General features: G+C 65.6%; 11 protein-coding genes. 6 read left to right on the top strand and 5 right to left on the bottom strand.

The features are described from left to right. Positions 1–50 precede the first annotated feature (50 nt). The 3 genes from P0D89_RS32255 to P0D89_RS32245 form a co-directional block, all read right to left on the bottom strand. A complete protein-coding gene (locus P0D89_RS32255) occupies positions 51–515 on the bottom strand; it encodes a RidA family protein (RefSeq protein WP_042327602.1) in 465 nt (154 codons plus the stop codon). Positions 516–581: 66 nt separating this feature from the next. Then, positions 582–1778 carry an aminotransferase-like domain-containing protein gene (locus P0D89_RS32250; RefSeq protein ID WP_408364371.1) on the bottom strand — a complete coding sequence of 399 codons (1197 nt, stop codon included), beginning with the start codon at positions 1776–1778 and terminating at the stop codon, positions 582–584. A 76-nt stretch (positions 1779–1854) separates the two neighbouring features. Continuing rightward, on the bottom strand, positions 1855–2556 hold the full coding sequence (locus P0D89_RS32245) for a VOC family protein (RefSeq protein ID WP_408364373.1): 702 nt from the start codon (positions 2554–2556) through the stop codon (positions 1855–1857). Positions 2557–2840: 284 nt separating this feature from the next. Here P0D89_RS32245 and P0D89_RS32240 point away from each other — a divergent pair, with 284 nt between their 5' ends. Both P0D89_RS32240 and htpG read left to right on the top strand, forming a co-directional pair. Further along, complete coding sequence (locus P0D89_RS32240) at positions 2841–4295, top strand: aminotransferase-like domain-containing protein (RefSeq protein ID WP_408364375.1); 1455 nt, start codon at positions 2841–2843, stop codon at positions 4293–4295. A gap of 188 nt (positions 4296–4483) precedes the next feature. After that, positions 4484–6382 carry a molecular chaperone HtpG gene (gene htpG / locus P0D89_RS32235; RefSeq protein ID WP_408364377.1) on the top strand — a complete coding sequence of 633 codons (1899 nt, stop codon included), beginning with the start codon at positions 4484–4486 and terminating at the stop codon, positions 6380–6382. Positions 6383–6544: 162 nt separating this feature from the next. Here the strand turns inward: htpG and P0D89_RS32230 are convergent, their stop codons facing one another. Continuing rightward, positions 6545–6814 (bottom strand): hypothetical protein, encoded by a 270-nt coding sequence (locus tag P0D89_RS32230; protein ID WP_408364379.1) that lies wholly within the window; start codon positions 6812–6814, stop codon positions 6545–6547. Between the two features lie 328 nt (positions 6815–7142). Here P0D89_RS32230 and P0D89_RS32225 point away from each other — a divergent pair, with 328 nt between their 5' ends. Next, positions 7143–8981, top strand: coding sequence for a hypothetical protein (locus P0D89_RS32225; protein ID WP_408364381.1), 1839 nt, complete (start codon positions 7143–7145; stop codon positions 8979–8981). A 137-nt stretch (positions 8982–9118) separates the two neighbouring features. On the opposite strand, the gene P0D89_RS32220 is transcribed toward P0D89_RS32225, so the two are convergent. Further along, entirely contained in the window at positions 9119–9625 is a 507-nt protein-coding gene (locus P0D89_RS32220; RefSeq protein ID WP_408364383.1) for an OmpA family protein, read from the bottom strand. 266 nt (positions 9626–9891) lie between these two features. Between P0D89_RS32220 and P0D89_RS32215 the strand changes: the two genes are divergently transcribed. Genes P0D89_RS32215 through P0D89_RS32205 form a run of 3 tightly spaced genes read left to right on the top strand, consistent with a single transcriptional unit; the run spans position 9892 to position 12016 of the window. Continuing rightward, entirely contained in the window at positions 9892–10617 is a 726-nt protein-coding gene (locus P0D89_RS32215; RefSeq protein WP_408364385.1) for a chorismate--pyruvate lyase family protein, read from the top strand. After that, a complete protein-coding gene (locus P0D89_RS32210; protein ID WP_408364387.1) occupies positions 10617–11093 on the top strand; it encodes a DNA-deoxyinosine glycosylase in 477 nt (158 codons plus the stop codon). Before P0D89_RS32215 ends, P0D89_RS32210 begins: the two co-directional genes overlap by 1 nt. Further along, entirely contained in the window at positions 11090–12016 is a 927-nt protein-coding gene (locus P0D89_RS32205; protein ID WP_408364389.1) for a class I SAM-dependent methyltransferase, read from the top strand. Before P0D89_RS32210 ends, P0D89_RS32205 begins: the two co-directional genes overlap by 4 nt. The last annotated feature ends 423 nt before the right edge of the window (positions 12017–12439 follow it).

Genomic DNA, 12439 nt, shown 5'->3' with positions numbered 1-12439 from the left:
GTTGAATTACCGGCGCGGATTTTTCTATGCGTTTTGCTGTTGCGAGTCCGTTACTCGACTTCAGCGATCATCTCGATCTCGACGCACGCGCCGAGCGGGATCTGCGCGACGCCGAACGCCGAGCGCGCATGCTTGCCGCGTTCGCCGAACACGTCGGCGACCAGTTCGGATGCGCCGTTGGTGACCAGATGCTGTTCGGTGAACTCGGGCGTCGAGTTGACGAGGCTCATCAGCTTGACGATGCGCGTGACGCGGTTCAGATCGCCCACATGCGCGTGCAGAGTGGCGAGCAGGTCGATGGCGATCGAGCGCGCCGCGGCCTTGCCTTCTTCGGTGCCGAGCGTGGCGCCGAGCTTGCCCGTCCACACCTTGCCGTCCTTCTTCGCGATGTGACCGGACAGGTACACCGTGTTGCCGCTTTGCGCGCTCATCACATAGGCGGCCGCGGGCGCGCCGGCGACGGGCAGTTCGATGCCCAGTTCCTTGAGCTTGTCGTACACATTCGTTTGAGCCATGTTGTGTCCTCGATTCAGTAGTGGAATTCGATCACGCGAGCCGCGTGAAGATCGCGCGACGAGCGCTCAGATCTTCGCGCGGATCAGCGCGCCCAGACGCGCGACGCCTTCATCGATCTTCGCCGGCGGCACCGTGACGAACGACAGACGCAGCGTGTTGTGTTGCGCTTCGTCCGCGAAGAACGGACCGCCCGGCACGAATGCGACGTTCTGCGCGACGGCCTCTTCCAGCAGCTTCATGCTGTCGATCTGCGCGGGCAGCTTCACCCAGATAAACATGCCGCCTTCCGGACGGTTCCAGCTTACCCCTTCGGGCATGTAGCGTTCGAGCGAAGCCAGCATCGCCGCGCATTGATCGCGGTACAGTTCGCGAATGGTCGGCACGTGCGTGTCGAGGAAGCCGTCCTTGATCACTTCGTGCACGATGCGCTGCGTGAAGCTCGGCGTGTGCAGGTCAGTGGCCTGCTTGGCCTGCACGAGTTTGAAGATCAGCTCCTCCGGCGCGATGATGAAGCCGACCCGCAGGCCCGGCGCGAGCACCTTCGAAAACGAACCGAGATAGACGATGTGATCCGGCGCCATCGACAGCATGGTGGGCAGCGGTTCGCCCGCGTAGTCGAGCGCGCCGTACGGGTCGTCTTCGATCACCGGGAACGGCGCGGTCTTCGCGAATTCGGCGAGCGCGCGGCGGCGTTCGAGCGGCAGACGGCGGCCGGTCGGATTCTGGAAGTTCGGCTGCGCGTACAGCAGGCGCGCCCCCTTCGTCAGTTCCGGCGTGAGCGCGGCGGGGATCAGTCCCTGGTCGTCGGTCGCCACCTGCACGTAGCGCGGCTCGTACATCGAGAAAGATTGCAGCGCGCCGAGGTAGGTCGGGGTTTCGACCAGCACCGCGCTGTCCGGGCACACCAGCACCTTGCCGAGCAGATCGAGCGCCTGCTGCGAGCCGGTGGTGATCAGCACCTGGCTGGCGCGAATCTGCGCGCCGTTTACCGAATAGCGCTGCGCGATCCATTCACGCAGCGGCACGTAGCCCTCGGTCGCGCTGTATTGCAGCGCCGCGGCGGGGCTGTCGCGCAGAATGCGGTCGGCGGCTTCGCGCATGCGCTCGGCCGGGAAGGTGGCCGGCGAGGGCAGGCCGCCGGCGAACGAAATGACTTCAGGCCGCTCCGTGACCTTCAGAATCTCGCGGATCGCAGAGCTGGTGAGCTTGCGCGCGCGTTCGGACAATTGCCACATAGGGGCTTTCAAGTCGCTTTGGTCCATGGTCTCCTCGGCTGGTATCTGTGGAACTGGGCAAAACTGCAATTATCGCGCGAGTCGGCGACCCGCGCGCGCTGGCTTATTTGAGGGTCCGTAGACCCTCAGGTGTTTCAAACTCGGCGACGAGCGCCGGGGCGCCTTCGGCGGCCTGCAAATCGAGCAGATGCGCCGCGCCGAGCCACTGCAATTGCGCACTGATCCGCCCGGCTTGCGGATGCACGGCCTTCAACGCTTTCAGCGCGATTCCCGTGGCCGGCAGCGCGTCCGACGGATGGCGCGGCGAGTCCCACTGGATCAGCGAGGGCAGTACGCCGTCGCCCGTGCCTTCCCAGCCGGGGAAAGCGCCGTCGTCGGGCACCGACAGGCCCCACGTGAAATCGCCGCGCGTCATCGGCACGATCGGCGCAATGCGTTGCGGGTACTGCGCCTGCCACAGCGACAGCCGCTTCGGCCGCTCGACGCGCGCGACCCAATGCGACAGGTATGGCCCGTTTTCCAGCCGCGCGTGCGTCGCCGGGTCGTCGAGGGCGAACAGGCGAGGGCGCGGTGTGTCCCCGTCGGCGGCGGCATCCGGCATGGCCGCGGCTTGCGGATCGACGGCGATCACTTCCAGATACACGCCGCCCCACAGGTTCAGCAGACGATTGTGGGTGCGCATCAGCGGATGCGCGCCGCCGCCGGCTGGCGCGACGCCGAGTGTGTCGGCGACGTACTGCGTGCCCTCGTCGAGGGTACGCGCGGAAATTACGAGGTGATCGAGACGGAGCGGATGGGCTGTCATGGCGGATCGAGGAAAAACGGTCTTCTACGCGGACCGGTACGCGCGCCGGGGTGCTGGCGGCGCTGCCGGGGCCGTAAGCATAACCGTTTGCCGGATCGGCGGGCCATGCGGACGGGTTGGGGCCGGTGTCGCCGCAAACGCCCGCGAGCGGCTGGACCGTTGTCCGGCTGGCCGCGCCGCACCGCACCGCGTCGCCCCCCTGCTGTTTCTCGAATGTAGCGGCGGCGACCGGCACAGTAACGGTACAATCGACTCGATACTGTTCGGTACAGTTGGAGCCCGCCATGTCCGTCCCGCTTGCCCAGATTCCCGCCCCGCACGACACGTCCGCGCTGACGCTGGTCGAACAGCTCGTCCGGTGGGCGCGCCGCCGTATCGAGGAACGCGTGTTCCGCCCCGGCATGCGCATGCCGTCGATCCGCAAGCTCGCGCTCGACAAGCGGGTGTCGCGTTTCACGGTGGTCGAAGCGTACGAGCGGCTGGTGGCGCAAGGGTATCTGGAGTCGCGGCGCGGCTCCGGGTTCTATGTGCGCGAGCGGCTGGGCGGCGCGACGGTGATGGAGATTCGCCCGCACGCGCAAGGCGCGCCTGCGCCGACCAAGATCGACGTCGTATGGCTGCTGCGCAACATGCTGTACACTGGCGCGCGGCCCGAGCGCAGCCCGGGCCTTGGCTATCTGCCCGCGCGCTGGCTGGACGGCGACCTGATCACCAACGCGCTGCGCACGCTCGGCCGGCAAAGCGGTGCGCAGATGCTCGGCATCGGCACCCCGCAGGGTTTTCTGCCGCTGCGCCAGCAATTGCAGACGCGGCTCGAGGAACTGGAGATCGGTGCGTCGCCGGATCAGATCGTGATGGTGTCCGGCATCACGCAGGCAATCGACCTGATTTCGCGCATCTACGTGAAGCCGGGCGACGCGGTGATCGTCGGCGATCCGGCCTGGTTCCAGATGTTCGGCTGTTTCGCGTCGCAAGGCGCACGGCTGGTCGGCGTGCCGTACACGCCGGACGGCCCCGACCTCGACGCGCTTGAATCGCTCGTCGAGACGTGGCGGCCGAAAATGCTGGTCATCAATTCGGTGCTGCAAAACCCGACCGGCACGTCGCTGACGGGGGCCCAGGCGTTCCGCATCCTGCGCCTCGCGGAAGCGTACGACTTCATCGTCGTCGAAGACGATATTTACGGCGATCTGTGCCCGCCGAGCAATCCGGGCACGCGGCTCGCCAGCCTCGATCAGTTAAAGCGCGTGATCTACCTCGGCAGTTTTTCGAAGACGCTCGCGCCGAATCTGCGCGTGGGTTTCATTGCCTGCGCGCCGGACGTGGCGACCGCGGTCAGCAACCAGAAGATGCTGGTCGGCATGACGAGCCCGGAGCTGAACGAGCGCGTGCTGTACAAGATTCTGACCGAAGGCCACTACCGGCGGCACGTCGAGCGGTTGCGCGCGCGGCTCGACGGGGTGCGCGAAAAGTCCGTGCGGATGCTGGAAAAGACCGGCATGAAGCTGTTTCTGACGCCCACGGCCGGCATGTTTCTGTGGGCCGACACTGGCGTCGACGCCGGCGCGCTGGCGGCCGCCGGTCACGAAGCCGGCTTCCTGCTGACGCCCGGCAGCCTGTTTTCGCCGCAGCAGTCGCCCACCACGTGGATGCGCTTCAATATCGCCAACTGCGGCGATCCGGAACTGGCGACGTTTCTGTGCCGCTATCTCGACGGCGTCGCGCGGCGCGCCTCTTGAAACTGTGCCGGATCGTCCCCAGTTAGGCGGACGATCCGGCGCTGCGCTGGCCGGTGGCCGCTAGCTGGCCGACCGGCAACCCGCCGGTCCCGGCGGCCCGGCGCCGCGGTCCGGCGCGCCGAACGCCGCTGTCGCCTGAGCGCCAGGCCCAGCCTGATCCCCATTCGCAACAGAGAGGAAGTCCGACCATGGCACAAGAAACCATGAGCTTTCAGGCAGAAGTGAAACAGCTTCTGCAACTGATGATCCATTCGCTGTACAGCAACAAGGAAATCTTTCTGCGCGAGCTGATCTCGAACGCATCCGACGCGGCCGACAAGCTGCGCTTCGAGGCGATCGAAAACAGCGCGCTGTACGAGAACGATTCGAACCTGCGGATTCGCGTGTCATACGACAAGGCCGCGCGCACCGTCACGCTCGACGACAACGGCATCGGCATGAGCCGCGACGAAACGATCGCGCACCTCGGCACGATCGCCCGCTCGGGCACCAAGGAGTTCTTCGGCAAGCTCTCTGGCGACCAGCAGAAAGATGCGGCGCTGATCGGCCAGTTCGGCGTGGGCTTCTATTCGGGCTTCATCGTCGCCGACAAGATCACGGTCGAAACGCGCCGCGCCGGTTTGCCGGCCTCGGAAGGCGTGCGCTGGGTCAGCGCGGGCGAGGGCGATTTCGCGGTCGAGCAGATCGAGCGCGCCGCGCGCGGCACCACCATCACGCTGCATCTGCGTGCCGATGAGGACGACCTGCTGTCGTCGCATCGTCTGAAGTCGATCATCCAGAAGTACTCGGACCACGTCGCGCTGCCGATCCTGATGAAGAAGGAAGAGTGGGACGCGGAAAAGAGCGAGATGGTCACGAAGGACGAGGACGAGACCGTCAACCAGGCGAGCGCGCTATGGAGCCGCGCGAAGAACGACATCAGCGAAGAGCAGTACAAGCAGTTCTATCAGCACATCTCGCACGATCATCAGGACCCGCTCACGTGGACCCACAACCGTGTGGAAGGCCGCAGCGAATACACGCAACTGCTGTACGTGCCGAGCCACGCGCCGTTCGACCTGTGGAACCGCGAGCAGCGCGGCGGCCTGAAGCTGTACGTGAAGCGCGTGTTCATCATGGACGACGCCGAGCAACTGCTGCCGGCGTATCTGCGTTTCGTGAAGGGCGTGGTCGATTCGAGCGATTTGCCGCTGAACGTGTCGCGCGAAATCCTGCAGGAAAGCCGCGACGTGAAGGCGATTCGCGAGGGCGTGACCAAGCGCTCGCTGTCGATGCTCGAAGAGTTGGCCAACTCGGAGAACGACGCCGACAAGGAAAAGTACGCCGGCTTCTGGAAGGAATTCGGCCAGGTGCTGAAGGAAGGCATCGGCGAAGATTTCGCCAATCGCGAGCGCGTCGCGAAGCTGGTGCGCTTTGCGTCCACGCATACTGAAACGCCGGAGCAGACCGTGTCGCTGGCCGACTACGTCGCGCGCATGAAGCCCGAGCAAACCAAGATCTACTACGTCACCGCCGACACCTGGCAGGCCGCGACTCACAGCCCGCATCTCGAAGTGTTCCGCAAGAAGGGTGTGGAAGTGCTGCTGCTGACCGATCGCGTCGATGAGTGGATGCTGTCGTTCCTCAACGAATTCGACGGCAAGCCGCTGCAAAGCGTGGCGCGTGGCGACCTTGATCTGGGCGCGCTGAACGACGAGGAAAAGCAGGCGCAGGAAAAGGTCGGCGAAGAGTTCAAGCCGCTCGTCGAGAAGATGAAGGAAGCGCTGAAGGACAAGGCGAAGGACGTGCGTCTGACGTTCCGTCTGACCGACTCGCCGTCGTGCCTCGTCGCCGACGATGGCGAAATGAGCGGCTATCTGCAGCGCATGCTGAAGGCCGCCGGCCAGCAGGCGCCGTCCTTCCACCCGATTCTCGAAGTGAATCCGGAGCATGCGCTGGTCAAGGGCTTGCACGCGGACAGCGCGAACTTCGACGACTGGTGCCATCTGTTGTTCGATCAGGCCTTGCTTGCCGAAGGCGGCGCGCTGGAAGATCCGGCAAGCTTCGTGAAGCGGACCAATGCATTGCTGCTGGCGCGCGCAGGGTGAGCGCGCGGTGAGCATGACGTCGGCATGAGCTGACAGCGTCGCACTGACGTTGGTTGTTGAAAAATGCGCTGCTTCGGCAGCGCATTTTTTTTGCCCGTCGCGGCGGCGCGGATCACGCCGCCGGTTTCGACGTGTCAGGCGAAGGCGCTCAGCCAGAATTCATCAAGCAGCGGAACCCGGCTCCTGCGCGTGACGTACTTGCGCGAGCACGCAGCCAGCCAGTTCTTTCGTCTCGTAACTGGACGTGTGGTCGCCGAGCAGCCTGGCCGCGAGACTGCCGATGGCCCGGCTGGTCTGCTTCTCCGTGTGGTGCTGCGCCAGCGCCGAGCCTGCCAGTTCTTTTTCCTGATACGTGGCGTCGGTGCGTTGCAAGACGAGCGTCGCAAGGCGGGCGATACGATCAGAAGTTTCTTTAAGATTTTCAGTATTCAAGTTGGACTCCGAAGTGTTTTCTGTCGAATGGATCGACTGCCATGGCTTAAGCTTGAGTCGATTTAAATTCATTATGGTTAACTAAATAAAAATAATCAACGACTACACATTGAGATCAAGTTGCAAGATATAAAAGCGCGGTTTCGTCTTATTCGATTGCTTTGAAAATAAGAAACTTGAAGGACTATCCGTGATTTTTGAGTCGATGACGCGTGCGCTCTTATGTTCGCTGACGCGCCTGCTATTAAGTCCCCCTTTGCGTGAGTCTTTATTCCGCACGACGTATTCGCGCATCGCCCTCACGCTCTGAACCCCTCGCTGGAGCCCCATGTCCGATTCCGCCTCGCCCACGCCCGCCGATTCCGTTCATCTGCTGTGGTCGATCCTGCGCGAGCAAGGTTTCGACGCCGCCGCCCGGCGCGCGGTCGAACTCGCCGCGACAGGCGGCACGCGGCAATTGCATGCCGACCTGTGCGCGAGCGCAGGGCATTTCGAAGCGGCGTATCACAGCGCGTCGCAGGCGCAAGCGCAAGCGGAGACGGGCGCAGAGCGCCATGCGCGGCTCGCGCTGTTCGCCGACGCGCTCGGCCGCGCCGAAGCCGCCCGGCGTCATAGCGAACTGACGGCGGCCACGCAGGCGCTCGCGGCGACACGCGCGTGGATCGTGTGGCTGATCGAGCACTGCGGCGCGCACTCGGCGGCGGCGCACATGTTGCGCGCCTACGAGCGCCTTGCGCCACTTGACGCGCGCGCTCCATGGTGGCTGGCGATCGTGCTGGCGGAGCAGTCGGAAGCGGCCGCTCGGGCCGAGCGTCGCGCGGCGCTGTGGCGCGCGTATGCGCTCGACCCGGACGTCGACCCCGCGTTGCCGTTGCAACTCGTGCTGTCATCGCGTGAGATACGCGATTGGCCCACGGTGGAGCGCGTGTGCCGCGAACGGCTCGCGCGCAACCCGGCCGATGCGGAAATGGCATGGCAACTCAGTCACGCGCAATGGCAGTGTAACGACGCCGCCGCGGCCGAGGCGACCATGCGCGCGGTGGACGCCGTCGCACCCGGCAATGCGGATGTGCTGGCCGGCATCGGCATGTATCTCGGCGAGCAGGCGCGTTACGACGAAAGCGAAACGGCGCTGCGCGCGGCGCTCGGGGTCGATCCCGCAGCGGTACAGGCAGCGCTGGATCTGGCCGATCTGGAATTGCGGCGCGGCGCGTGGACGCACGCGTGGCCGCGCGCGCTGGCACGGCTCGCGCGCGAGGACCGCGAGGCGCGCAACATCATCACCGTGATGGCGCGCGTGGCGCCGCGCTGGCAGGGCGAGGCGCTGGCCCGAAAGACGCTCGTCGTGTATAGCGAGCAGGGCAGCGGCGACGACATCCAGATGGTTCGCTGCGTGCCGCAACTGGCCGAACGGGTGCGCGACGAAGGTGGCCGCCTGGTGCTTGCCGTGCGGCGCGCATTGCAGCCGCTGTTCGCGCGCTTTTACGCCGATTGCGTGTCGATTGAGGCCGGGCCGCTCGGCCAGCCGGATTACGTGTTGCCGATGATGAGCGTGCCGCTCGTGCTCGCTCTTGAACCGCACGAGGTACGCGGCACGGCGTATTTGCGGGCCGATACGAAGAAAGTGTCGGCGTGGCGCGAGCGGGTTCGCGCGTGCGCGCTGGATGCGAAGCTGCATGTCGGCCTCGTGTGGTGCGGCAGCCCCACACATCGGCGCGATGCCAAGCGGTCGATTCCGCTGGACGCTCTAACGCCGCTTCTCGCGCTGCGCAACGTCGCGTTTTATCCGCTCACGCCGGGACGCTACGCTGATGTCGCGGCGCTCACCGCGCAGGGCTACCGGCTGCATGATTTGACGGGCAGCTATGAAGCCGGTTTCGACGACGTCGCGGCGCAGCTCGGCGCACTCGATGCGCTGGTGACGATCGACAGCGCGCCGCTACATCTCGGCGGCGCGTTAGGGCATCCGGCGTTCGCGATGCTCGATCACGTGTCGCATTGGTCGTGGGGTAACGAAGAGGCACAGCCCTGGTATGACTCGGTCGAACTCTTCAGGCAGCCGCAGCCGGCGAACTGGGCGCCGGTGGTCGAGCGGGTCGTAGCGCGGCTGGAGAAGATGATCGCATCCGACCGGCAGACGCGGGCGACGCATGCGGCGGAGCGTTGAGCTGGCGTGCGTTGATGCGCACGCGTCGCGCGGCGGCGGATGGCGTGACTCGAAGCGGGCGCGCGCCCGGCACGCCCGGGCTTGCGCCGTGCAGGCGCAAGCCGAAGCCGCCTGAATGCTGCGGAGTGCGCCGATGCCTACTTCTTGCCCATCAGCGTATCGATCGATTCACCGCGCACGATGATCTCCGTGCGCCGGTTCAATGCGCGTCCTTCAGCCGTATCGTTGCTGGCCACCGGGTCGTTGTACGCGTTGCCCTTCGTGCGAATGCGATGCTGCGCCACGCCACGTGCGACCAGCGCATATCCCACCGAGGTCGCGCGCGCTTCAGACAATTCCTGGTTGTATTCGAGGGTGCCGACGTTGTCGGTATAACCCTCGACGACGATCGGCTGCTTGCTGCGCTTGAGCAGAACCGCCGAACGGTCGACCACCGCACCCGAATCGGCGCGCACTTCGGACTTGTTGAAGTCGAACAACGCGTTTTCGGGCAGCTTGACCGCGACGCCGTCCGCGACCGACGCCACGTCGATGCCGACCGCCTTGTTCAGCGCAACTTCCGTAGCGCGATTGAGCGGCGCGGCGCAGCCCGCCACCAGTAATACCGAAAACGCGCACGACATTGCGCCCAGGAATGTTTTCATCTTCTTCTCCCTCGTTGATTGTCCGTTGGGACGGCGCGTCCTTCGAACGCGGACGAACCGCCGGCTTGCCTAAAGCACGAAGGTTTTATCGCGCGTCGCTGAGTGGGGGAATCAGCCGTGTCCGAAAACGGCAAGCAGGTTGGTGCATCGGCATCCGCGTCGATGTGAATGGCATTGGCGCTGTCCTTGTCGCGGGAGCGCCGCGCAGCGAAGCCCTACGCGCGGGCGGAAAACCCCGCCTGGCCGCGCCGTTATAATCCGACACCATGCCTATCCGTTTCGATGCCGCCGACGCCCACTGGCGCGTCGCGCCCTTGCCCGGCTTTAGCGCCGCCCAGAAAGACTGGTTGACCCGTGGTGGTTCGCTGACGGCGCATCTGCGCGCGCTCGGCGCGGTCGCGGTGCGCGTCACGCGAGAACGCGTCGCGCTGCCGTGGCCCGACGAGTGCGCCGCACTCGGTCTCGCGCCGCGCGCGCCGGTGTGGGTGCGCGAAGTGGTGCTGTCGGTGGATGGTGTGCCGTTTGTCGCGGCGCATAGCGTAACGCCTCGCGCGGCGAGCGTCGGCGTGTGGCACGCCACGCGGCGCTTACGCACGCGGCCGCTCGCCGAACTGCTGTATAGCGACAGCAGCGTCGCGCGTTCGGCGCTGGTGAGCCGCAGGGTCGGCGCGCGTCATCCGTTGTACCGGCTGGCTGCGCATGAAGTCGACGGTGTGCCGCCGCATGCACTGGTCGCGCGCCGCTCGGTGTTCGAGCGCCACGGCGCACCGTTGATGGTGACCGAGTGCATGTTGCCGGCACTGTGGGCGCATCTGGCGCCCACATCTGCATCTGCGTCGGGGGCGGGCGATGCGAGCGAGGGCGTCGCAGCTGCGCAAACCCAGGCACCTCACGTCGCGCCGCCGCGCGTGCGTGAACACGGCCGTGCGCTCGAGCACACCGCGTCGCGCGCCCATCCCGCGCCGCGCGCGTCGGGCGAGGGGAGTCGCTGATGCTGCGCGGCTTTCCCCCCATCGTCGCCGCGGATACGCATACGCTGATTCTGGGCAGCTTTCCCGGCGAGGCGTCGCTCGCCGCGACCCAGTACTACGCGCATCCGCGCAACCAGTTCTGGCGCCTGCTCGGCGCGGTGCTCGACGAGCCTGCGCTCCACGAGTTGCCGTACGACGAGCGATTGACGCGCGTGCTCGCTCATCGCATCGGCATTTGGGACGTGCTCGACGCATGCCATCGCCAGGGAAGTCTCGATTCGGCGATTCGCAACGCGCAACCGAACGACTTCGCGTCGTTGCATGCGCATGCGCCGCTACTGCGCAAAATTTGCTTTAACGGCAAGACGGCGGGCCGCTTCGCGCCGGTGATCGGCGCGGCGGGCTACGCCACCCTCGTATTGCCTTCGTCGAGTCCGGCGAATGCTATGCTCTCGTTCGACCAAAAATTGCGTCTCTGGCGCGACATCCTCACATGACGAAATTGATCAAGCGCGCTTCGGCCGAGGCGCGTGTCTTCCGTAACCGGGACGCTGAAAGCACCGGCGGCAAACAGAAAATCGCGCGGAAAACCACTCGCAACAACAAGCGCGCCGAATACGACGACGATCTGCACGACGCGCCGCAAATCGAAGCGCCGCGCAAGCCGCGTTTCGCGCCGGTGACGTTCTCCGAAGAGGGCGGCGTGCGCTTCCTGCATTTCGGCACGGAATGGGTGCAAGGCGCGATGCGTCTGCGCAAGCCGGATCACATCGAACTCGAATACGCGCAGCAGATGATGGCCTGGCTGCTGTTCATCGAGACCCCGAAGCGCATCGTTCAACTCGGGCTGGGCGCGGCGTCGCTGACCAAGTTCGCGCACCGCTTCCTGAAGCGCGCGAAGGTCGAGGCGGTCGAAGTGAACCCGGCGGTCGTGGTGGCCGCGCGCACAATGTTCGAGCTGCCGCACGACGACGCGCGGCTGACCGTGCACGAAACCGACGCGTGGGACTTCGTCAACGACAGCGCCAACCACGGCACGATCGGCGCGTTGCAGATCGACGTGTACGATGCAACCGCGCGCGGTCCGGTGCTCGACAGCGTCGGCTTCTATCGCGCGGCGCGCGCGTGTCTGACCGATGCGGGCATGGTGACGGTGAACCTGTTCGGCGATCATCCGAGCTTCGTGCGCAACATGAAGCGTCTGAACGAAGCATTCGACGGCCGCGTGATCGCGCTGCCGGAAGTGCACGACGGTAACCGCATCGCGATTGCGTTTTCGGGCCCGGCGCTCGACGTGCCGTTCACCGCGCTGCAGACACGCGCGAAGCTGATCGAAGCCGAACTTGGCTTGCCGGCGCGCAAGTGGATCAAGGGGCTGCAGGAATCGACCGGTCAGAAAGGCGCGTCGTTCTCGATCTGAGCGTCGCTGCGGCGCGTGCCGGGCGGCCGGAGTGTCTTGACTGCGTCAAGCACTCCACGCGCGCCAGACTCCACGAGCTGGGGCAACTTCAACTCCGCCGGCCCCGAACGCCCGCCGCCCCGTCAACCAGACCGAACCCCCCAGCGGCGCTTCCGCCGTGGCAGCCGCACCCACCAGCATTCAGCGCTGCAAATCATCTGCTTCCTCTCGCCTGACGCTCGACTCCAATCAATCCGATTACGCATAACACACGTCGCCGTCACACACGCGCACACCCGCGCGTCCCGCTCCAGCACGCTGCGTTCCTGCCTCATCCGCCGTTAAAACGCCGTTGCGCCTCGGGTCGTCCCTGCTTGACCGCGAGTTCGCGGCTCCTATACTCTTTCGGAGCTTTCGGGGTGCCCGTAGCCACCCGCCGCGGGA

This window comes from Paraburkholderia sp. RL18-085-BIA-A (genome assembly GCF_046027075.1).
In the GTDB taxonomy this organism is placed as follows: Bacteria; Pseudomonadota; Gammaproteobacteria; order Burkholderiales; family Burkholderiaceae; genus Paraburkholderia.
The sequence above is the reverse complement of the archived record's forward strand: the minus strand, read 5'-3'. Positions and strand labels throughout refer to the sequence as shown.

What these genes read in the sequence shown, in the direction of transcription:
- P0D89_RS32220 (WP_408364383.1), bottom strand. Translation starts at nt 9,625, where the DNA reads ATGAAAACATTCCTGGGCGCAATGTCGTGCGCGTTTTCGGTATTACTG.
- P0D89_RS32250 (WP_408364371.1), bottom strand. Translation starts at nt 1,778, where the DNA reads ATGGACCAAAGCGACTTGAAAGCCCCTATGTGGCAATTGTCCGAACGC.
- P0D89_RS32225 (WP_408364381.1), top strand. Translation starts at nt 7,143, where the DNA reads ATGTCCGATTCCGCCTCGCCCACGCCCGCCGATTCCGTTCATCTGCTG.
- P0D89_RS32245 (WP_408364373.1), bottom strand. Translation starts at nt 2,556, where the DNA reads ATGACAGCCCATCCGCTCCGTCTCGATCACCTCGTAATTTCCGCGCGT.
- P0D89_RS32215 (WP_408364385.1), top strand. Translation starts at nt 9,892, where the DNA reads ATGCCTATCCGTTTCGATGCCGCCGACGCCCACTGGCGCGTCGCGCCC.
- P0D89_RS32240 (WP_408364375.1), top strand. Translation starts at nt 2,841, where the DNA reads ATGTCCGTCCCGCTTGCCCAGATTCCCGCCCCGCACGACACGTCCGCG.
- P0D89_RS32255 (WP_042327602.1), bottom strand. Translation starts at nt 515, where the DNA reads ATGGCTCAAACGAATGTGTACGACAAGCTCAAGGAACTGGGCATCGAA.
- P0D89_RS32210 (WP_408364387.1), top strand. Translation starts at nt 10,617, where the DNA reads ATGCTGCGCGGCTTTCCCCCCATCGTCGCCGCGGATACGCATACGCTG.
- htpG (WP_408364377.1), top strand. Translation starts at nt 4,484, where the DNA reads ATGGCACAAGAAACCATGAGCTTTCAGGCAGAAGTGAAACAGCTTCTG.
- P0D89_RS32205 (WP_408364389.1), top strand. Translation starts at nt 11,090, where the DNA reads ATGACGAAATTGATCAAGCGCGCTTCGGCCGAGGCGCGTGTCTTCCGT.